Here is a 22,701-nt window from a genome sequence, read left to right as displayed (position 1 = left end):
TTCAAGCCTCCGTCAATTCATTCATCAGTTGCTCGATATCGGCGAGGCCTTCTTCGCTCAGGGACTGGCCCGCGCTTTCCAGCGCCAGGGCAAATGCCCCCAGTAGCGGGGTTTCGAAGATGAGGCGGATCGGCATATCGATGCCCAATTGGCTGTTGATACGTGAGATGGCCTGGGCAGCCAGCAGCGAATGGCCGCCCAGTTCGAAGAAGTTGTCGTCGAGCCCGACGCGCTCGACGCGCAGCACATCGGCCCAGATCGCCGCCACCTGCTGTTCGGTGGCTGTCTGTGGGGGCACATAGCGCGCCTGCAGCTGGGTCAGGTCGGGGCGCGGCAAGGCCTTGCGGTCAAGCTTGCCATTCGGGCTCAGCGGCAGTTCTGCCAGCCACATCAGGCAGGCCGGGATCATGTAGTCCGGCAAGCTGCCCTGCAGCTGCGCGCGCAACTCTGCCAGCAGCACCTGCTGGGTCTGCGCGTCGGCCTGGGCCACGGCAGGGTCGGCAGGCACCAGATAGGCGACCAGTTGCTTGCCCAGGGCACCCTCGATGTCGATGACCAGCGCGTCGCGCACACGTTCATGCTCGATCAGGCGCGCGCCCACCTCGCCCAGCTCGATGCGAAAACCGCGGATCTTGACTTGATGATCGATGCGCCCGGCGTATTCGATGCTGCCCTGCTCCAGGTAGCGAGACAGATCACCGGAGCGGTACAAACGGCTGCCGTCGGCGCCGAATGGATCAGGAATGAAGCGCTCGGCAGTCAGTGCGGGGCGACGGTGATAACCCCTTGCCAGCAGATCGCCGCCAATCATCAACTCACCAATGGCGCCGTTGAGTACCGTGCCGCCACTGTTGTCCAGCAGGTGGATGGAGCGTCCGGCCAGTACCGCACCGATCGGCATGACCGATGGCAACGCAGGCGCCGGATCACCCAGATAAGGCGTGCAGTCGTGGGCGGTGACCGTGACCGTTGCCTCGGTCGGGCCATAGGTGTTGAGCAGGTGCACATGCCCCAGGCCTGCCGCTTTCCACGCCGCCAGCCCCTCTGGCGGCATCGCTTCGCCGCCGGCATGGAACTGATGCAGCCGCCCGTAATCGCGCGGCCCTCGCTCGGCGAAGTCTTTGGCAAGCATGAACCAGTAAGCCGTGGTGACGTCCACCACGCTGATGTCATTGGCGATCAGCTCGCGGTAGAAGCGCTCGCTGTCCCACAGCTCAGGACCGCGAATAACCACCGAGGCGCCACAGATCAGCGCCGGATACAACTGCTCGACGAAGCCGTCGAAGTTGAACGTGGCGAACTGCAGGATCCGATCGCGGGCAGTGAGATTGAAAAAGCCCAACGACACCTGCGCATGCTGGCTCAACGCACCCTGGCTGATCGCCACGCCTTTGGGGCGGCCGGTGGAGCCTGAGGTGTACATCACATAGGCCAGCGAAGCCGGCTCGATCAGCACGCTCGGGTTGGTTTCGATGGCGCCCTCGAAGGGCTGATCCAGGCACAGTCGAGTGACCCCAGCGGGCACCGGCAAACGCTCGCTCAGGCCAGTTTGGGTGAGCAGCAAGGCCAGGCCACTGTCTTCGATCATGTAGCCCAGGCGCTCGGCCGGGTAATCAGGATCCAGCGGCACATAGGCCGCTCCGACCTTGAGGATCGCCAGCAGCCCGGCGACCATCTCCAGGCCCCGCTCCAGCGCCACCCCGACCAGCACCTCAGGGCCTGCGCCCAAGGCCTGCAGGCGGTGGGCCAGGCGGTTGGCGCGCCGGTTGAGTTCGGCATAGCTCCAGTGCTGGCCATCATGCAGCACGGCGATGGCGTCGGGGGTCTGCGCGACCTGCGCCTGGAAGCGGTGCGCCAACGCGGTGTCGAGCAAGGGCCCGGCCGGCCCCTGCGACCACTGTTGCTCAACCACCCGGCGCTCCTGCGGCGAAGCCAGGGCCAAGCGGTCCAGACTCGCCTGAGGCGCGACCACCAGGGCCTGCAGCAGGTTCAGCCAGTGCTCGCCCATCCGCTCGATACGGGCCCGATCGAACAAGTCGCAGGCATAGGTGAAGGTTGCCAGCACGCCGTCGGATCGTTCCACGGTATCGAGCGATACATCGAACTGCGAACTGCCCTCGTCCAGGTCGACCTCCTCGACCACCAGGCCATCCAGGCTCTGGCCGGTGACCTGCTCGCCGAGGTCGCGCAGGTGGTTGTACATCACCTGGAACAAGGGGTTGTGGCCCAGCCCACGCTCAGGCTGCAAGGCTTCGACCAGCGCATCGAACGGTACGTCCTTGTTGGCCTGGGCTTGCAGGCTGGCTTCTTTGGTCTGGGCCAGCAACTGCTCGAAGCTGGTGCTGTAGTCCACCTCCAGGCGCAATACCAGGGTGTTGACGAAGAAGCCGATCAAGCCCTCGAGCTCCAGCCGGTTACGGTTGGTCATCGGCACACCGATGTTGATCTTCTCACTGGCACTGTAACGGGCCAGCAGCAGCGCGAACGAGGCCAGGAAGACATGGAACAAGGTGGCATTGCCGGCCACCGCCAGCTGACGCAAGCCTGCGGTCAATGCGGCGGGCAGGTGAATGTCCAGCCGCCCGCCCCGATAGCTCTGAACCGCCGGGCGCGGTCGGTCTGCCGGCAGCTGCAACACGCTGAAGTCATCCTCCAGGCGTGCCTTCCAGTAACCCAGCTGATCCTCCATCTGCCCTTCGCCAAGCCGCTCGCGCTGCCAGCTGGCATAGTCGGCATACTGCACCGGCAGCGCGGCGAACAGCGGCAGCGGCGCGCCCTTGGCATGGTGGTTGTAGAGTGCAATACACTCGCGGACCATAATGCCCATCGACCAGCCGTCAGAAACGATATGGTGCAAGGTCAGTAGCAACAGGTGCTCATCGGCGTCGACTTGATAGAGCTTGACCCGTATTAGCGGCCCTGCGGCCAGGTCGAACGGGCGCTGGATCTCGGCCTGCAAGAGCGCGGTCAGCGCCTCGTCCGGCAACTGGCCAAGCCACTGCTGCTCAAGCTTGACCTCAAGTTGCTCGCTGATGCGCAGGCCCGGCACCCCTTGGCGCTCTTCGAAGCGGGTGCGCAGGGCTTCATGGCGCTGCACCAGCGCATTGATGGCAGCGCTCAACGCGCCTTGGTCCAAGGCGCCGCGAATGCGCACCACCATGGGGGTGTGATACGCCGAGCTGTGCGGATGAATTTTCCAGAACAGCCACTGCCGGTACTGGGCATGGGACACCGGCAGCACCTGGTCGCGCGCCAAGCTGATGATCGGCGCATCGCTGACTTGGCCGAGTGCTGCGACCGCCTCGCTGAAGCGGCGCAGATCGCCAGTGTCGAACAACAGCCGCAACGGGATATCGATCCCCAGCTGGCGCCGGGCACGGGAGACGATCTGCGTGGCCATCAACGAATGGCCGCCCAAGGCGAAGAAATTGTCGCCCAGCCCAACCTGCTCGACCGCCAATACCTCCCGCCACAGACCTGCCAGACCGATCTGCAATGGGCTGACGGGCGGGTCATAGTGTGGCGCCCGGCATTCCTGCTCCGGCTGTGGCAAACGGGCCAGGTCGACCTTGCCATTGGCGGTCAGCGGCAGGCTGTCGAGAAACAGCACGCGCGCGGGAACCATGTGCTCCGGCACGGTCGCCTTGAGCGCCCGCTGCAGGGTGTCTTGCGCCGTGGCGTGATCGGCGCTGCGCTGCACCAGCAAAGGCGCGACCACGTAGGCGATCAGTTGCAACTCATTGGCCTGGGCCCGCGGTCGAACCAGGGCTTTTTCGACGCCTTCAAGCCCCTGCAGACAGGCCTCGACTTCACCCGGCTCAACCCGATAGCCACGGATCTTGATTTGCTGATCACGCCGGCCCACGTACAACAAGCGCCCCTCACGATCACGGCTGACCGCATCACCACTGCGGTACATGCGCGCCCCTGGCGCGCCCGACGGATCTGGCACGAAGCGTTCCGCAGTCAAGCCCGGGCGGCCGATGTAACCACGGGCTAGACCGGCCCCGGAAATGCACAGCTCGCCTTTGGCTTGACCCGGTGCGGTCTGCAGCGATGCATCGAGGACCTGTACGCGGCTGTTGAGCAACGGCGTGCCCAGCTGGGCGACCTGCCCCGGCACTAGTTCGGCGGTCAGCACACCGACGGTGGTTTCGGTCGGACCATAGTGATTGATGATCTTCAGCTCAGGGCGCAACGCGGCGATCCGCGACAACAGCGCCGCTGGGCAGGCCTCACCCCCCAGCACCAGGCAGCGGCGCGGCAGTACCCGCGCATCGCCACAGGCATCGAGCAATGCCCCCAGGTGCGAGGGCACGATTTTCAGGGCGTCGATGGCTTGATCATCGAGGTAGCTGGCAAAACCATCGGCGTCCAGCACCGCATCACGTTGCAACAGGTGCAGGGTCTTACCCGTGCTCAATGCGCCAAACAGCATGGTATGGCCGAGGTCGGCGGCGGGGGTAGAGATCATCGCCAGCTGTTCGAGCGCAGCCAAGGGCAGGCGCTCGGCCAAGCCATCGAGGTAATTGGCCAAGGCCGCATGGGACACGCCCACGCCCTTCGGCGTGCCCGTGGTGCCTGAGGTGTAGATGATGTAGGCAAGGTTGTCGCCCTGCACCGACGCCGGCGCCTGCAGCGCAGGCGCCTGATCTGGGCAAGGCGCATCGAACGCCACTTGCTGCACCTGTGGGCCAAGGTTGTCCATGCCGCCCTGCGGCCCGACGACCAGGGATATGCCGGCGTCACCCAGCATGAACGCCAGACGCTGCCCAGGCTGGCCCGGCTCCAGCGGCACATACGCAGCGCCCGCCTTGAGAATCGCCAGCAGGCCAACCAGCATGTCGACCGAGCGATCAGCCCACAGCCCCACCGCCTGCTCGCTACCGACCCCCAATGCCTGGAGTTCAAGGCGCAGCGCTTCGGCGCGCAGCTCCAACTGCTGATAGCTCAGCGAGCCGTGACTGCTGACGGCCGCGAGGCGATCCGGGTTCGCCGCCGCCGCTTGGGCGAAACGCTGATGAACCGGCAGCGGCGCGACTCGCTCGATCGACGGCAGCGGCACTGGCGCAGCGGCCAGTGGCCAATCGCCAAGTGCCGAGCCGTCATCCTGGCTGAGCGCGGCCAGCAGGCGCAGCCAGTCCTGGCTCATGCCGGCGATGGTTGCCTGGTCGAACAGGTCAAGGGCATAACTGAAGGCCGCGCGCAGCTCCCCAGCCACTTCCACAGTGTCCAGCGTCAGGTCGAAACGGGCGATGTTCTTGCGCAGGTCGAGCTTCTCCAGAACCAGGCCGGAGCCGGTCTGGATGGCGCCTACATCGGCCACCTGCGCTTGATGGTTGAACAGCACCTGGAACAACGGGCCATGGGCCGAGTTGCGCTCCACCCCCAGCACTTCGACCAACTTGTCGAACGGCACGTCCTGGTGGGCCTGGGCCTGGGTCGCGCATTGGCGAACCTGGCCCAGCAGCTGGGCGGTGTCATGGGTCGGATCCATGCGGGTCTGCAGGACATGAGTATTGATGAAGCAGCCGATCAGCCCTTCCACTTCGCTGCGATTGCGGTTGGCGATCGGCACCCCGACGCGCACCGTGTCATGCCCGCCGTAGCGATACAGCAAGGTCTTGAAGGCTGCCAGCAGCACCACGAACAAGGTGACGTTGTGGCGCTTGGCGAGGGTCTTGAGGCGCTCGGCCAGGTCCGCTTCGATCGCCACCTCCAAGCGCTCGCCACGATGACTGGGGCGGGCTGGCCGCGGACGATCGCTGGGCAGTTGCAGGACGGGGTGCTCATCGCCAAGCTGCGCCAGCCAATAGCCCAGCTGACGCTCCTGCTCACCGGCCTCCAGCCAGCTGCGCTGCCACAGGGCAAAGTCGCGGTACTGGATGTCCAGCGCGGCCAGGGCCGGTGCGGTCCCGGCGCTAGCCGCATCGTACAGCCTGACCAGTTCGTCGATCAGGATGCCCAGCGACCAGCCATCGGCAATGATGTGGTGCAGGGTGATCAACAACAAATGCTCCTGCTCGCCGATGCGCAGCAGACGCACGCGCATCAGCGGTCCATTGACCAGGTCGAATGGCGCTGCCGATTCTTCCGCGCAGGTCGACTCGATGCGCTGTTGCTGCGCCTGGCCTTGCAGGTGGCCAAGGTCCAGCAGCTGGACCGCGACCTTCAGATGCGCCTGTACGCACTGGCGCACCTGGTCATCGGCTTCGCGAAACACCGTGCGCAGCGCCTCGTGGCGCTGGACCAGGGTGTCGATGGCGCTTTGCAGGGCGGGCACGTCAAGCACGCCGCGCAACTTGACCGCCAGGGGCAGGTTGTAGGCGCCGCTGTGCGGATCGAGCTGCCAGGCGAACCACATGCGCTGCTGGGCGTAGGACAGGCTGTCGCGGGCCGGCACCTGGACCCCCGCCGCGATCGGCAGGAGGGCAAAATCCACCCCCTCGCCCTTCATCGCATCCAGGAACAGACGACGCTTGCCAGCGGGCAGCTCGATGAAGCGTCGAGCCAGTTTGAGTGAATCTTGGGCATTCATACTGTCGGTCCTTACTGATCTGCGGCTCGGCCTTGGGCAAAGCGTTTTCAGTAGAACGAGCAGATGAGAAGTGAATTTAGCGGCGTGGCCCAGGCCTGTGTGCAAGCGCCGGGTTGTACGCCACCTGACACGGTGGCGTACGGCGGGAGCCGTGCGAATGAGCGCTTAGCGCGCCTTCTCGCTGTAGCCCTGCGCCATGGCGACGACGACTTTGCGCGGGCCGGTGAAAGGCGCCCGAGCGTGAGCGGCGAGCATGTTGTCGAGCATCAGCACATCGCCCTCCTGCCACGGGAAGCTGATCGCACACTCGTCGAGTACAGCGCGAATGCGCTCGAGCAGTTCATGCTCGATGGGCGTGCCGTCACCGTAGTAGACATTGCGTGGCAAGTCCTCCTCGTCGACGATCTCAAGCAGGCTTTCGCGCACCTCGGCCGGTAGATTGGAAACGTGGAACAAGTGCGCCTGGTTGAACCAGACCTGATCGCCGGTCCACGGATGAGTGGCCACCGCCTGACAGACCTGACGGGTGCGCAGTTCGCCGTCGTCTTTCCACTCCCACTCGATGTGGTGAGCACGGCAGTAGGCTTCGACCACACTGCGATCTTCGGTGTTGAACACCTGCTCCCAGCCCACATCCAGGCCATTGCCATAGTTGCGTACATACATCAGGCGCTTGCTGGCAAAGCGTTCGAGGATGTCGGCCGGCATCCGCCGGTAGACTTCGCGGCTGTCGGCGATCGGCGTTTGGCCGCCGGTCTGGGCGGCAATCACGCTGTAGAACCAGATACGCATCGGCCAGTCGAGGCTGTAGGCCTGTTCGTTGTGCAGCGGGATACTCTGGTGCGCCGGGTACTCGGTGGAGGTATACACCCCTTGGGTCACATTGCTGCGTGGGGTGGAACCGAACTCGTAATTGAGCAGCGGATGACCGAACGCCTGGGCGAACTCGCGAAACGCCGCGACCTCACCCACTTCGAAACCGCGAAACAATATCCCTGCGCAGTGATCCAGGTGCTGCGCCACGATCTCCTTGAGCTCGTCGAAGCTCTCCAGCAGCCCAAGCCCTGGCTCAGGTGCTTCGACCAGCAGCGGCAGCGAGCCGCGCTCAGGCATCAATGGCCGCACCTTGATATCGGCAAGTTCACTCATCTGTGTCTCCCCATCCGCGTCACACGCCACGGCCAAGGTGGCGTGCGCCGCGCATTGGCGTTAATCGTATTCATCACGGGCAGACCGCCCGCGTTGCTTGGGCAAAACCTGTTCAGGCGCTGCGCACCGCTACTGCCAGCGCGGCGGCAAACCGCTCTGCGACCTCGTCGATCTGCTCGGCACTGATGATCAATGGCGGCAGGAAGCGCACCACCGCGCCGTGGCGACCACCCAGCTCAAGGATCAAGCCGCGCTTGAGGCACTCGCGCTGCACCTTGGGGGCCAGCTCGCGCGCTGCCGGTGGATGGCCCAAGCTATCCAGCGCGCCTTGCGGGTCGACCAGCTCGACCCCAAGCATCAAGCCGCGCCCGCGAATATCGCCCAGCTGTGGGTACTGGCGTTGCAGATGCTGCAAGTGGCCGCGCAGACGCTGGCCCATGGCCTCGGCGTGCTCGGCCAGGCGATGCTCGACCAGGTAATCGATCACCGCGGAACCTGCGGCCATGGCCATCTGGTTGCCGCGGAAGGTGCCGGCATGGGCGCCTGGGGTCCATTGGTCCAGCCACTCGCGGTACACCACCACCGCCAGCGGCAGGCTGCCACCAATGGCTTTGGACAAGGTCACCACATCCGGGACGATGCCGGCGTGCTCGAAGGCGAACATCCGCCCGGTGCGGGCAAAGCCGCTCTGGATTTCGTCGACGATCAGCGCCACCCCGGCCTGCTCGGTGATCCGCCGTACGCCGCGTAGCCATTCGATGTCAGCCGGTATCACCCCGCCTTCGCCCTGCACCACCTCCAGAATGACCGCCGCTGGCAGCGGTACCCCGCCCTCCGGGTCGAGCAGCAGGTTTTCCAGGTAGTGCAGGTTGGCCCGCACACCCGCCTCACCGCCCAGGCCGAACGGGCAGCGGTAGTCATAGGGGTACGGCATGAACTGCACGCCATTGCCGAGCAACGCGCCCAGGGGTTTCTTCGGCCCATGGCTGCCCATCAGGCTCAATGCGCCCTGGGACATGCCGTGGTAGGCACCCTGGAATGCCAGCACGGTGCTGCGCCCGGTGGCGGTGCGCACCAGTTTCAGCGCAGCTTCCACCGCATCGGTGCCGGTCGGGCCGCAGAACTGGATCTTCGCCTCGCGGCGCAAGGCTTCAGGCAGGATGCCGAACAGGTCCTGGACGAAGCGGTCCTTGACCGGCGTGGTCAGGTCGAGGGTATGCAGCGGCAGTTCGTCCGCCAGCACGCGCTGAATCGCCTCGACCACCACCGGATGATTGTGCCCCAAGGCAAGGGTGCCAGCACCGGCCAGGCAGTCGATGAACTGGCGGCCTTCGACGTCTTCGACATACAAGCCACGGGCGCGCTTGAGTGCCAGGGGCAGGCGTCGTGGGTAGCTGCGGGCGTTGGATTCCTGTTGTTGCTGGCGCACCAGCAGCGGCGAATCGGTGAACTCATACAGCGGTTGCGGCGCTGCGCTTGGCAGGATCTGGGCAAGGCTGGTAGCGGTCGACATCGGAGAATCCCTCGCAAATGAATGGTGGGCCCGCCACGTCCCTGTAACCAGATATGTGTCGGGTGAGCATCGTTTGGAGAACGCTTCAGCGCAGGGAGGATTTAGTGATTGGCTAGCAAGTTTTGTCGCCTCCACGGGCCTCTTCGCGGGCAAGCCCGCTCCCACAGGTACCGCGCTGGCTTCGAACCCAACGGGGTGCCTGTGGGAGCGGGCTTGCCCGCGAAGAGGCCAGTGTTGCCACCACAAAACCTGGCTGTGAGCATCGTTTGGAGGACGCTTTGGCGCAGGCGGGATTCAGTGAATGGCTTGCATGTTTTTGTCGCTTCCACAGGCCTCTTCGCGGGCAAGCCCGCTCCCACAGGTACCGCGCTGGCTTCGAACCCAACGGGGTGCCTGTGGGAGCGGGCTTGCCCGCGAAGAGGCCGGTTGTGACACCACAAAACCGGGCTGGCGGCCGATCTCGACAACCAGCCTTCAGCTCAGGCGCCGGCAGTCAAAGCGCCTCCAGCTCGGCCATCAGGTCACTGAGCCGGTCGACCTTGTCGTCATCCAGCGCCGTGTCCTGCAAGCCCTGCACGTAGCTGGCCAGCTCCTCTACCGTGCTGCACTCGAACATAGCCCGCAGCGGCACGTTGAGCTGCAGCTGCTTCTGCACCCGCGAGGCAATCTGGGTCGCCAGCAACGAATGCCCGCCCAACTCGAAGAAGTTGTCGTGCACCCCTACCCGCTCGGCCTTGAGCACATCGGCCCAGATCCCGGCCAGGGTCTGTTCCAGCTCGTTGCGCGGCGCCAGGTAGGCCTGGATGTGCTGGCTAGCGATGTCGATCGCCGGCAGCGCCTTGCGGTCGAGCTTACCGTTGGCGTTGTGCGGCAGGTTGTCGAACCAGCCCCAATGCAGCGGCACCATGTACTCCGGCAGATCGGCGCGCAGGCGTTGCTTGACCTGTTCGAGCAGCGCGGCGTCGGCGACGATGCCCTGATGCGCGACCAGATAGCCCACCAGGTGCTTGCCGTTGACGCCCTCCTGCACGCCTACCGCCGCATCGCGGATCTCGCCCTGCTCGTGCAGACGGGCTTCGATTTCGCCCAGCTCGATGCGATAACCGCGAATCTTCACCTGATGGTCAATGCGCCCGACGTACTCGAGCACGCCATCCGGCCGGCGCCGCGCCAGGTCGCCGGTACGATACAGGCGCTCACCCGGCGCGCCATAGGGATGCGGGATGAACGCCAGTGCCGTACGCAGCGGATCGCCGACATACCCACGGCCAACCCCGGTACCGGCGACGCACAACTCGCCCACCGCGCCCAAGGGCACCAGCGCCTGGTCCTCGTTCAACAGGTACAGGCGGTTGTTGTCGGTTGGCGTGCCAATCGGCAGGTAGCTGCCCTGGGTCGATTGCGCATCGACGCGGAAGAACGCCACGTCATCCGAGCATTCCGCCGGGCCATAGGCGTTGACCAGGCCAATCGCCGGATAACGCTGCAGCCACTGTGCGGCCAGCTCAGGCGGCATGGCCTCGCCGGTCGGCAACATCCAGCGCAGGCCATCCAGGTGCTGGTGCTCGTTGGCGAGCATGCCCTGGATCAGCGACGGCACGCTTTCCAGCACGGTGATGCCGCTGGCCTGGACATGCGCCAACAAACCTTGCGGATCATGGGCGATGGCATTGGGCACGATCTCTATCCGGGCGCCGAACAAAGGCGCGGCGAGGAACTGCCAGACCGAAATGTCGAAACTCTGCGAGGCGGTCTGGGCGATCACGTCCTGCTCATCGAGCACCAGGTACGGTACCTTGCTCAGCTGGTTGTTGAGCATGCCGCGCTGCTCGACCATCACCCCCTTGGGCAGGCCGGTGGAGCCGGAGGTGTAGATCACGTAGGCCAGGTTGTCTGGCCCACTGTGAATGCCCAGGTCATGGCTGGCCACAGCGCTGCCCTGGACGTCTTCCCACACCAGCAGTTTCGGCCGCACCGCACCCGCCACTTCATCGAGCAATTGGCGCGCCTGATCGGCTTGCGCGGCGCTGCACACCAGCACTGGCGTGCGGCTCAATTCGACGATGCGCAACAGGCGCGCCGCCGGCAAGCCCGGGTCCAGCGGCAGGTAGCCGGCGCCGGCCTTGAAGCTACCGACGATCATCCCCAGCAAGGGCAGGCCACGCTCGGCCAGCAGTGCCACCGGTTGATCGAGGGTCACCCCCGCCGCGACCAGGGCATGGCCCAGGCGGTTGGCCGCCAGGTTCAGCCCGGCATAGTCGAACGAGGCCTCCAGGCAGCGCGCGACAATCCGCTCGGGATGCGCGGCAACCCGCGCCTCGAACAGCTCGACATAGCTCTGCTCCAGGCTGTAGGGATGCTCGGTGCGGTTGCACTCTTCGAGCAGCAAGCGTTGCTCCTCGGCACCGAGCAATGGCAGCTCGGCGACATCGCCGTCGAAGCCTTCGACCAGCGCCAGCAGTAGGCGCTTGAACTCGGCCAGCAAACGCTCGACGGTCGGGTAGTCGAAGTAGCGCTGGTCGAACGACAGGTGCAGGCCCAGGTCATCGCCCGGGTAGCACACCGCCGTCAGCGGGAAGTTGGTATGGGTGCGCCCCGAGTCGGAGCTGGCGTTGAGGTGCTGGGCGTGGTCGAGCACGGCGGTTTCCACCGGCGCGTTCTCGAACACGAACAGGCTGTCGAACAGCGCCTGGCCCTTGGGCAGCTCGCTGCGTTCCTGGATCGCCACCAACGGCAGGTATTCGTACTCACGCAGTTCCATGTTGCGCTCCAGCAGGCCTTGCAGCCACTGGCGCACGCTCAGGCGCTGGCCGGGTGCTGGCAACTGCACGCGCAGGGCGACGCTGTTGATGAACAGGCCAACCGTGCGCTGCATCTGCGGCAGGCTGACCGGACGCCCGGCCACCGTCACTCCGAACACCACGTCACGCTCGCCGCTGTAGCGCGCCAGGACCAAGGCCCAGGCCGCCTGGGCGAAGGTGTTGATGGTCAGCTGGTGAGCCTGGGCCAGCTCGCGTAGACGCACCCCTTGCGGCACGTCCAGGCGGGTGTAGCAGTCGCCAACGATCATGCCGTCGCCGGCATGCTCATGGCGCAGCGGACGGTCACTGGGGAGCGCCGTGGCGCGCTCGAAACCGGCCAGGTTGGCCTGCCACCACTGGCGCGCCTCGTCGAGGTCCTGGCGTTGCAGCCAGCCAATATAATCGCGGTAGCGCGGCGGCACCGGCAGTTGCGCTTGGCGGCCTTGGCCGAGGGCCTGGTAGATCTCGAAGAAGTCGTTCATCAACAGCGAGCGGCACCAGGCATCGATCAGGATGTGGTGGTTGCTCATCATGAACCAGTAGCGCTCATCGGCCACACGCACCAGGCGCAGATGGAACGGCGCCTGGCTCAACAGGGCAAAGCCGGCTTCGCGTTCTTCTTTATGCAGGGCCTGCAGGCGCGCCTCCTGAGCCTGCTCGTCGAGGCCGCGCCAATCCTGGTAATCCACCGGGGTCTTGCCCGGTTTGTGGATGATCTGCAGCATCGCTTCGCCAGCGTTCCAGCTGAACGAGGCGCGCAGGGCTTCGTGGCGTGCCACCACCGCTTGCCAGGCCTGGGCGAAGCGCTGCGGGTCGAGCGCGCTGTTGATTCGGTAGCGGTCCTGCATGTAGTAGATGCCGGTGCCCGGCTCGAGCAGGGTGTGCAGCAACATGCCTTCTTGCATCGGCGTCAGTGGGTAGACGTCTTCGATCTCGGCTGCGGCGATGGGCAGGCTGTCGATCTGCTCCTGGCTCAGTTGCGCCAGGGGGAAGTCCGACGGGGTGAAGCTGCCATTGCCCTCTGCCAGGCAGTGCTCGACCAGCGCCAGCAGTTCGCGGCGATAGGCCTCGGCCAGCTCGGCGATGGTGCGCTCGTTATACCGCTGGTTGCTGAAGGTCCAGCGCAGCTGCAAGGCGCCGCCATAGACCTGGCCATCGACGCTGAGCCAGTTGGGCAGCGGCGCGTCCAGATCATGGGCCAGGCCTGCTGGCGCATCCAGCGGCTGGAACAACGCCGCCACATCGAACTGCTGGTCGAACTGGCCCAGGTAGTTGAAGGTGATCCGCGCCTGGGGCAAGGCCGCCATGCGCTCGCGCCCGGCGTCATCGGCCAGGTAGCGCAGCACGCCGTAGCCGAGGCCCTTGTGCGGCACCTGGCGCAGTTGCTCCTTGATGCGCTTGATCGAGCCTGCGCGGGCTTGCTCGCCCTCGCCCAGCTCGGGGCTCAGGGCCAAAGGATAGGCATTGGTGAACCAACCGACGCTGCGGGTCAGGTCGAGATCTTCGAACAAGCCTTCACGACCATGGCCTTCGAGCTGCACCAGCACTTCGCTGTCACCGCTCCAGCGGCACAGGGTACGCGCCAGGGCAGTCAGCAACAGGTCATTGACCTGGGTGTGATAAGCGGCCGGGGCCTGTTGCAGCAGCTGACGGGTCTGCTCGACATCCAGGCTGATCGCCAGGGTCTGGGCATGACGGTGCAGGTTGCCGCCTTGCGGATGATCACACGCCAGCTCGTGGCGGACACTGGCCAACTGGCCTTGCCACCAATCGAGCTCATCACGCACCGAATCGCTACCGGCATAGGCCGCCAGGCGCGCCGCCCAGTCGCCCACCGCATGGGTCTTGGCCGCCAGCGCCTCACCGCGGTACAACGCCTGCAAGTCTTCCAGCAGCACCCGCCAGGACACCCCGTCGACCACCAGGTGGTGGATCGCCAGCAGCAGGCGTTGGCCGCCCTGCCCGTCGCTGACCAGCAAGGCGCGCAACAGCGGCCCCTGCTCCAGGTCGAGGCTGCGCTGCACATCGCTGTACAGCGCCTGGCAGTCGTCGAGATTTGCCACGGTGGCGGTCCACAGCAAGGGCTGGGCGCTTGGCTGGGCGTAATGCCCCTGCCAGCGACCGTTCACCTGGGTGAAATTCAGCCGCAGGCTATCGTGGTGAGCGAGCAAGCCCGCCAAGGCCTGCTCCAGAGTTTGCGCCTGCAACGGTTGGCGCACCTGCAACAGCACGGCTTGGTTCCAGTGCTGCGGCTCGGGCACTTGGCAGTCGAAGAACCAGTGCTGGATCGGCGTCAGCGCAGTGCTGCCCTGGCGCGGGCCTTGCTCGATGTCGCTTGGCGCCTCGCTGCGGCTGACCACCGCCGCCAGGGTCTGGATGGTCTGGTGCTGGAACAGGTCACGCGGGGTGAACTGCAGGCCCAGCTGCCGCGCGCGGCTGACCACCTGGATCGACAGGATCGAATCGCCGCCCAGTTCGAAGAAGTTGTCCTGTACGCCCACCCGCGCGACGTTGAGCACCTCGCACCAAACCTGCGCCAGCTGCACTTCCAACGCGTTGGCCGGGGCCTGGTAGTGCTGCTGCGCCTGCTCCAGGTCCGGCGCTGGCAGTGCGCGGCGATCGAGCTTGCCGTTGCCCATCAATGGCAACTGATCAAGCAGTACCAGGTGCGCGGGCACCATGTAGTCCGGCAGGTGGCGGCGGGCATGCGCCTTGACCGCTTCGCGCAGGCTGGCCTGGGCTTGGCTGTCGGCATTGGCCTGCTCACAGAGCAGATAGCCGACCAACTGCTTGCCGCCCGGCAGGTCGAGCGCCAGCACCACCGCCTCATCGACCTCGGCATGTTCTTGCAGGCGGCTTTCGATCTCGCCCAGCTCGATGCGAAAACCGCGGATCTTCACCTGCTGGTCGGCGCGGCCAACGTACTCCACCAGACCGTCAGCGCGCAGGCGAACCAAGTCGCCCGTGCGGTACAAACGCCCACCGTCATGGCTGAACGGATCTGCGACGAAGCGCTCGGCAGACAGCCCCGGCCGGTCATGATAACCCTGAGCCAAGCCGGCACCGCCGACATACAGCTCGCCGATGCCACCTTGCGCCAGCAGCGCCAGGTCTTCATCGAGAATGTACGCGGTACGCGCGCCGATCACCCGGCCAATCGGCACACTGCCGGCGTCGGCGGGCAGCGTCTGCGGGGCCACACAGGCCAGCGGCATGACCACGGTTTCAGTCGGCCCATAGGCGTTGAAGAACTGTTCTGGGGTGAACGCCTGGCGGATGCGTTGCAGGTGCTCGCCCGTCAATGCTTCGCCACCGGTAATGATCATGCGCACCGGCAATTGCTCGCCAACACTTGCCAGGTACTGGGCGAGCTGGCTGCCGTAGCTTGGGGTGAAGCCGAGGATGCTCACCTGCTGCTCGCGCACCAGTTGGCAGATGTCCTCGGCGCCCCACTGGCCTTGGGCGCGGATCACCACCCGCGCACCACAAAGCAACGGCACCAGCAAACGCTCGGTGGCAGCGTCGAAGTTGATCGAATAAAAGTGCAGCTCGCAATCGTCGCTGCGCATGCCGAAGGCGGCGATTACCCTCTGGCAGTGCATGCCGATTTCCCCATGGCTGACCACCACGCCCTTGGGCTTGCCGGTGGAGCCGGAGGTGTAGATCAGGTAGGCCTGGTGCTGCGGCAGGTTGAGGTTAGCCAACGGCCCATCGCTGTAGCTGGGCAGTGACGCTGCGTCATCTTCCAGGCACCAGCGCGCTACGCCCGCAGGCAACTGGCCGATACTGTCGAACAGCGCACGCTGGCCCAACAGCAAGCCGATGCGGCTGTCCTCGATCATGTAGTGCAAGCGATCGAGTGGGTATTCCGGGTCCAACGGCACGTAGGCGCCCCCAGCCTTGAGGATCGCCAACAGACCAACGACCATTTCCAGTGAACGCTCCAGGGCCAGGCCGACGCGTACCTGCGGCCCGACACCACGCTCGCGCAGGGCACGCGCCAGGCGGTTAGCTTGCTGGTCGAGCTGGGCATAGCTCAGGTGCTGGCCAGCGAAGGTCAGCGCACGGGCGTGCGGCGTGCGCTCGGCCTGGGCGGCGAACAGGCCGTGTAGGGTGTGGCCCAGGTCGAAGTCATGCTCGCCCTGCAATTGGCCGACCAGCACTTGCTGCTCGGCGCCGCTGAGCATCGGCAGTTCGCACAGGCGTTGCTGCGGGTTGTCGATCAGGCCGATCAACAGCTGCTGCCAGTGCTCGGCCATGCGCGCGATGCGTGGCTCGTCGAACAGGTCGCGGCTGTAGGTCAGGCAGCAGCCCAGGCGACCGTCGAGGTCAGTGACTTCCAGATACAGGTCGAACTTGGTCGCGCTGGCGTCGTTGACCAGGTAGTCGACCTGCATGCCGACCAGCTCGCGACTCTGCTGGAAGGCCCAACGCTGAACGTTGCACATCACCTGGAACAGCGGGTTGTAGGCACTGCTGCGCGGTGGCTGCAGGGCTTCGACCAATTGATCGAACGGCAGGTCCTGGTGCGACTGGCCTGCAACGATGGTCTGGCGCACCTGTTCGAGCAGCTCGGCACCGCGCATCTGGCCATCGAGCTCGCAGCGCAGCACCTGGGTATTGAGGAAGGCGCCGATCAGGCCTTCGCTTTCCGGGCGAATGCGGTTGGCCATCGGCGCGCCGATGCGCAGGTCACGTTGGCCGCTGTAGCGGTGCAGCAAGGTGGCCAGGGTCGCGGTCATGGTCATGAACAGGGTCAGGCCACGTTCGCTGTTGAAGGCGCGCACGCGGGCGGCCAGAGCGGGATCGAGGTCGAAGCGATACAGCGCGCCCTGGTGACTCTGCACCGCCGGGCGCGGGCGGTCCGTCGGCAGCTCCAGCACCGGGTGTTCATCGCCCAGGCGCTGTTGCCAGTAGGCCAGTTGCCGTGCGCCTTCGCCCCCTTCCAGCCACTGGCGCTGCCACACGCTGTAGTCCAGGTACTGTACCGGCAACGGCGCCAGTGGCGATTCGCGGTCGTCGACGAAGGCCTCGTACAGCTCGCCCAGTTCGCGGGCGAAGATGTCCATGGCCCAGCCTTCGGTGACGATGTGATGCAGGGTCAGCACGAAGTAGTGCTCACGCTCCTGGGCCTTGACCAGACAGGCACGCAGCAATGGGCCGCGCTCCAGGTCGAACGGCTGGTGGGCCTGGGCGTCGGCCAATGCCTGCAGACGTTGTTGGCGCTGGGCTGCTGGGGTGGCGCTGAAGTCATGCCATTGCACCTTGAGCGCGCTGTGCTCGGCCACGCACTGGTACGGCACGCCATCGATGCTGGGGAAGGTGGTGCGCAGGGTCTCGTGCCGGGCGATCAGTGCATGCAGGGCGCGCTCGAAGGCATCCACGTGCAAGGTGCCGCGTAGGCGTGCCATGCCACCGACATTGTAGGCGGGGCTATCGGGCTCCATCTGCCAGAGGAACCACATGCGTTGCTGGGAATACGACAGCGGCACCGCCTGACGACGGTCGACCCGGGCGATCTCGCCCTGCTGGTTACGTTCGCCACGTTCGCGGATGCTGGCGATTGCGGCGCAGAACGCTGCCAGCTCACTGGCCTCGAACAGCACCTTCAACGGCAGCTCGACATCCAGTGCCTGGCGGGTCCGCGAGACGATCTGGGTGGCCAGCAACGAGTGGCCACCGAGGGCGAAGAAATCATCCTGCAGGCCGACTTGTTCCAGGTTGAGCACCTCACGCCAGATGGCCGCGACCTGCTGTTGCAGCTCGGTCTGCGGCTCGACATGCTCACGCTGCTGCCAAACCGGTGCCGGCAGGGCTTTGCGCTCGACCTTGCCGCTTGGGCCCAACGGCATCTGCGCCAGATGGATCAGTTGCGCCGGGACCATGTACGCCGGCAAGCGCGCGGCCAAGGCAGCCAGCAGCGCAGCGCTTTGCTCGACGCCGCTGTAGTAGCCGACCAACTGCGCGCCGACGGCATCCTGGTGGATCAGCACCACCGCCTGTTCGACACCTGCCTGGGCCAGCAGGCTCGCCTGCACTTCTTCGGGCTCGACGCGGAAACCGCGCACCTTGACCTGCTGATCGAGACGCCCGAGGTATTCCAGGGCACCCTGCTCAACCCACCAGCGGGCGCGGTCGCCACTGCGGTACAGACGCTCGCCGTTACCATCGGCTTGCGGCACGAAGCGCTCGGCGGTCAGCCCAGGTCGGCCCAAATAACCGCGGGCCAGGCCCATCCCACCCAGATACAGCTCGCCGGCGACACCCGGCGCGCTCAGCTCCAGCTGCTCATCGAGGACCCGGCACAGCACATTGGCCAGCGGCCGGCCAATCGGCGAGCGCTCACCGTCCGCGCTCTGGCAATGCCAGTGGCTGACGTTGATGGCGGTCTCGGTCGGGCCATAGCGGTTATGCAGCTGCACCTGGGGCAGCAGTTGCAGGACGCGCTCGCGCAGGTTGGCGGACAACGCCTCACCGCCAGAGAACAGCCGACGCAGGCTGGTGCAATTGGCGGCCAGTGGTTCCTGGACGAACACCTGCAACAGCGGCGGCACGAAGTGCAGCGTGGTCACGCCATGCTGCTGGATCAATTGGGCAATGCGCTGCGGGTCGCGATGCTCGCCGGGGCCAGCGAGCACCAGCGTGCAGCCAGTGATCAATGGCCAGAAGCACTCCCACACCGACACGTCGAAGCTGATCGGCGCTTTCTGCATCAGCACGTCGCTGTCATCGAGCGCGTACGTGGCTTGCATCCACTGCAAGCGCTCAGCCAAGGCCGCGTGGGTATTGCCGACGCCCTTGGGCTGGCCGGTGGAGCCGGAGGTATAGATCACATAGGCGAGGTTGTCGCCGTCCAGGTGCAGGCCCGGCGCCTGGCTTGGCCAGCTGTCCAGGTGCAGTTGATCGAGGGCGATGGTACTGACCCCGGCCACCTGCGGCAGGCGCTCGAGCAAGTTGCTATGGCTCAACAGCAGGCTGGCCTGGCAGTCGCCGAGCATGTACGCCAGGCGCTCTGGCGGATAGTCGACATCCAGCGGCACGTAGGCGCCACCGGCCTTGACGATCGCCAGCAGGCCGACCAGCAACAGCGGCGAACGCTCCACGGCGATGGCCACGCAGGTGTCGGGGCCGACGCCCTTGTCGCGCAGGTAATGCGCCAGGCGGTTGGCCTGCTGGTGCAGGCTGGCGTAGTCGAGGCTACCGCCCTCCCACACCAGCGCGGTGCGTTCAGGCGTCAGCCGCGCCTGTTCGTTGAGTTGCTCGACCAGCAGGCGCTGCGCCACGGGCGCGGGCGCCTGGCCCCAGCCCAACAATTGTGCGCGGGCCTGCTCATCGAGCAACTGCACCTCGCCCAAGGCCAACTGCGGCTGCGCACTGACCTGTTCGAGCAACGCCAGCAGATGATTGGCCAGGCGCTTGATGGTGCTGGCTTCGAACAGCTCGGCGGCATAGTCGAAGGCCAGGCTCAGGCGGCCCTGATGATCTTCTTCGCTGTGCAACTGCAGGTCGAACTTGGCTTCGCGGCTGTGCCATGGCAGCTCTTCAGCGAGCAAGCCCGGCAGGCGGCGCAGCGCCGACAGGTCACGTTGCTGGTGGTTGAACATGACTTGGAACAGGCCCTGCTCGCGGGCCTGCGGCAAGGCTTCGAGCAGTTGCTCGAACGGCAGGTCCTGATTGGCCTGGGCGTGCAGGGTCGCCTGGCGCACCTGGGCCAACAGCTGGGCGAACGGCTGACGGCCATCGAGCTGGGCGCGCAGCACCTGGGTATTGATGAAGAAGCCGACCATGCCCTGGGTTTCCAGGCGTGGGCGGTTGGCATTGGGCACGCCGACGCGGATGTCGCCCTGGCCGGTATAGCGGTGTAGCAGGCCTTGCCAGGCGGCCAGCAGAACCATGAACAGACTCGCCTGCTGCTCGCGGGCCAAGCCCTTGAGCGCGTCGGCAAGCTTGGCCGGGACTTTCACACTCAGGCGTGCGGCGCACTTGTCGCGTTGGCTGGAACGGGGGTGGTCGCTGCCCAGGTCGAGCACCGGCAGCTCATCGCCCAGCTGCTGTTGCCAGTGTTCGAGCTGGCGCGCGGCCTCGCCTTCAGCCAACCACTGGCGCTGCCAGATAGCGTAGTCGGCATACCCCAGCGGCAGCGCCGCCAGGCTCGCCTGCTGGCCCTGGCAGCGGGCCGCGTACAGGCGGGCGAACTCGTCGAGCAGAATATTCAGCGACCAACCGTCGGCGATGATGTGGTGCAGGGTCACCCACAGCTGATGATCCTCCTCATCCAGTCGCGCCAGGGTCACCCGCAGCAACGGTCCTTCGATCAGGTCGAACGGCTGCTGCGCCTCGGCTTCACGCCGGGCAGCGACTTCAGTCGCCTCCAGCCCGTGCAGATCGACCTGCTGTAGAACCAACCGCTGCTCAGGTAGCACCCGTTGCAGGGCCTGGCCATCGACCTCGCTGAACACCGTGCGCAACGATTCGTGGCGGGCCACCAATGCCTGGAAGCTGTGCTCCAGGGCGGCAACATCCAACGCGCCGCGCAGGTGCAAGCCAGCCGGGATGTTGTAGGCAGCCGACGTCGGTTCCAGTTGCCACAGCAGCCACAGGCGATTTTGCGCCAGCGATTGCGCCAATGCCTGGCCACGGCCCAGCGTGTCGATGCGGCCATTGCCCTGTCCGCCCTCGGCGAGCAGCGCGGCCACGGCTGCACTGTAGTCGGCCAGAAGCGGCGCCTCGAACAGCGTGCGCAGGCTCAGGTTGATGCCCAACTCGTCGGCCAGGCGCGCAGTGACTTGGGTGGCGGCAATAGAGTTGCCGCCCAGCAGCAGGAAGTGATCGTCTGGCGCAACCGCCTCGACCTTGAGCAGCTCGCGCCAAATGGCGGCGATGCGGGTTTGCAGCTCATCAGCCGGCGCAGCGACCAGCGCCTGCTCGGCGACGGCCGGGAAGCGTGCGTAGCAATCCAGGCTGCCATCGTCCATGCGCAGGCGACAGGCCGAGCGTTGCAGTTTGCCGCTGGAGGTCTTGGGCAAGGCACCCGGGTTGAGCAGCAGTACCACTGCCGGGGCCTGGCGGCAGGCGTCGGCGATGACCTGACGTAGGGTCTTGATCAGCTCTTGCGGCGGGTGCGCCTTTTGCACATTGCGGCTGATCTCCACGGCAACGCCAATGCCCTCCTCGCCCTGGTCATCGACGGCGAACACCGCCACACGGCCCTTGCGCAGCACATCGACCTCGCGCTCCAAGGTCTGTTCCAGGTCCTGCGGGTAGAGGTTCTGCCCGCGCACGATGAGCATGTCTTTCAGGCGCCCAGTGAGGAATACCTCGCCCTCGCGCATGAAGCCCAAATCGCCGGTACGCAGCCAGGTCTGGCCGTCCAGTTCGACGAAGGTGCGCGCGCTGGCCTCGGGGTTGCGCCAGTAGCCCAGGGCGATGCTCGGGCCATTGGCCCAGATTTCACCGACCAGGTTGTCGCCCAGCACGCATTGGCGCTGCGGGTCGACGATGCATACCGCATGGCCTGGCTGGGGGTAGCCGCAGCTCATCAGCACGCTGCCTTTGCCGGGCTCGGCGCGGTGGCTGGCGAACGCTTGGGCGTCGATCTCCAGCGCGGCAATGCCCTGGCCACGACGGCTGCCGCTGACGAACAGGGTCGCCTCGGCCAGGCCATAGCTGGCGAAGTAGCTCTGCGGGTCGAAACCGCACACCTGGAACTTGCTGGCGAAGGTCTCCAGGCTGTCCTGGCGGATTGGCTCGGAGCCGGAATACGCCACGCGCCAGCGGCTCAAGTCGAGCCCCGCCAAGGCCGCCTCGCTGACCCGCTCGCTGCACAAGCGGTAGGCGAAATCGGGACCGCCGCTGATGGTGCCGCCATATTCGCTGATCGCCTGCAACCAGCGCTGCGGCCGCGCCAGGAAATAGCCCGGCGACATCAGCACGCACGGCACGCCGCTGAAGATCGGTTGCAGCAGGCCGCCAATCAGGCCCATGTCGTGGTACAGCGGCAACCAGCTGACGATCACATCGTCCGGGTTCAGGTCGATGCCAAAGCCGTGGCGAATCAGTTGCTCGTTGGCCACCAGGTTGCCGTGGCTGACTTGCACGCCCTTGGGTAGCGCGGTGGAGCCGGAGGTGTACTGCAAAAAGGCGATGTCATTGCCGGCCAGCTGCGGCTGGCGCCATTGATCGGCCAGGGCCGGGGCCAGGGGGTCGACGGCCAGCAGCTCAGGCGCGGCGTCACCGGCCAGAGCCTCAAGGCCCTGCAAACTGTCGCACAGCGCCTCTACCGTCAGCAGCAAACGCGGCTCGGCATCGTCGATGATCGACAGCAGGCGCTCCTGGTGATGACGGCGCGACGACTCTGGTGGATAAGCCGGCACCGCGATCACCCCGGCATACAGGCAGCCGAAGAATGCCGCGACGTAGTCCGGACCACTGGGGAACAGCAACACCGCCCGATCGCCGAACTCGGCGCGCTGTTGCAGCGCCGCGGCGATGGTTCGCGCACGCAGGTCGAGGTCCCGATAACTGAGTACGGCCTGCTCGCGAGGATCATCGGCCAGAAAGCGCAAGGCGATCCGGTCCGGGGTCTGCGCGGCGCGTTGGGCCAAGGCCTGGACCAGCGAGTGCGGGAGTTCGAAGGCGTCCGTCATGGGGTGTTCCTGCCAGTGTCTGGGTGAGTCGCACCGAACGCCGCCACGCAAGGA

4 protein-coding genes are annotated in these 22,701 nt (G+C 65.8%); all 4 read right to left on the bottom strand.

Annotated features, from left to right (window positions below):
- Position 1 precedes the first annotated feature (1 nt).
- Entirely contained in the window at positions 2–6,538 is a 6,537-nt protein-coding gene (locus tag ACI2JX_RS10120; RefSeq protein WP_404690000.1) for an amino acid adenylation domain-containing protein, read from the bottom strand.
- A gap of 165 nt (positions 6,539–6,703) precedes the next feature.
- Positions 6,704–7,687, bottom strand: coding sequence for a TauD/TfdA family dioxygenase (locus tag ACI2JX_RS10115; protein WP_368971540.1), 984 nt, complete (start codon positions 7,685–7,687; stop codon positions 6,704–6,706).
- A 112-nt stretch (positions 7,688–7,799) separates the two neighbouring features.
- Positions 7,800–9,200: an aspartate aminotransferase family protein gene (locus tag ACI2JX_RS10110; protein WP_264234991.1), complete on the bottom strand. Its 1,401-nt coding sequence runs from the start codon at positions 9,198–9,200 to the stop codon at positions 7,800–7,802.
- A 493-nt stretch (positions 9,201–9,693) separates the two neighbouring features.
- Entirely contained in the window at positions 9,694–22,647 is a 12,954-nt protein-coding gene (locus ACI2JX_RS10105) for a non-ribosomal peptide synthetase (protein ID WP_404689999.1), read from the bottom strand.
- Between the last annotated feature and the right edge of the window lie 54 nt (positions 22,648–22,701).

The sequence above is a fragment of the Pseudomonas sp. NPDC088890 genome, assembly GCF_044900155.1.
Taxonomy (GTDB): Bacteria; Pseudomonadota; Gammaproteobacteria; order Pseudomonadales; family Pseudomonadaceae; genus Aquipseudomonas; species Aquipseudomonas urmiensis.
The sequence above is the reverse complement of the archived record's forward strand: the minus strand, read 5'-3'. Positions and strand labels throughout refer to the sequence as shown.

Bases quoted from the DNA above. Each gene is read 5' to 3' on its own strand.
- ACI2JX_RS10120 (WP_404690000.1), bottom strand. From the start codon at position 6,538: ATGAATGCCCAAGATTCACTCAAACTGGCTCGACGCTTCATCGAGCTG.
- ACI2JX_RS10115 (WP_368971540.1), bottom strand. From the start codon at position 7,687: ATGAGTGAACTTGCCGATATCAAGGTGCGGCCATTGATGCCTGAGCGC.
- ACI2JX_RS10110 (WP_264234991.1), bottom strand. From the start codon at position 9,200: ATGTCGACCGCTACCAGCCTTGCCCAGATCCTGCCAAGCGCAGCGCCG.
- ACI2JX_RS10105 (WP_404689999.1), bottom strand. From the start codon at position 22,647: ATGACGGACGCCTTCGAACTCCCGCACTCGCTGGTCCAGGCCTTGGCC.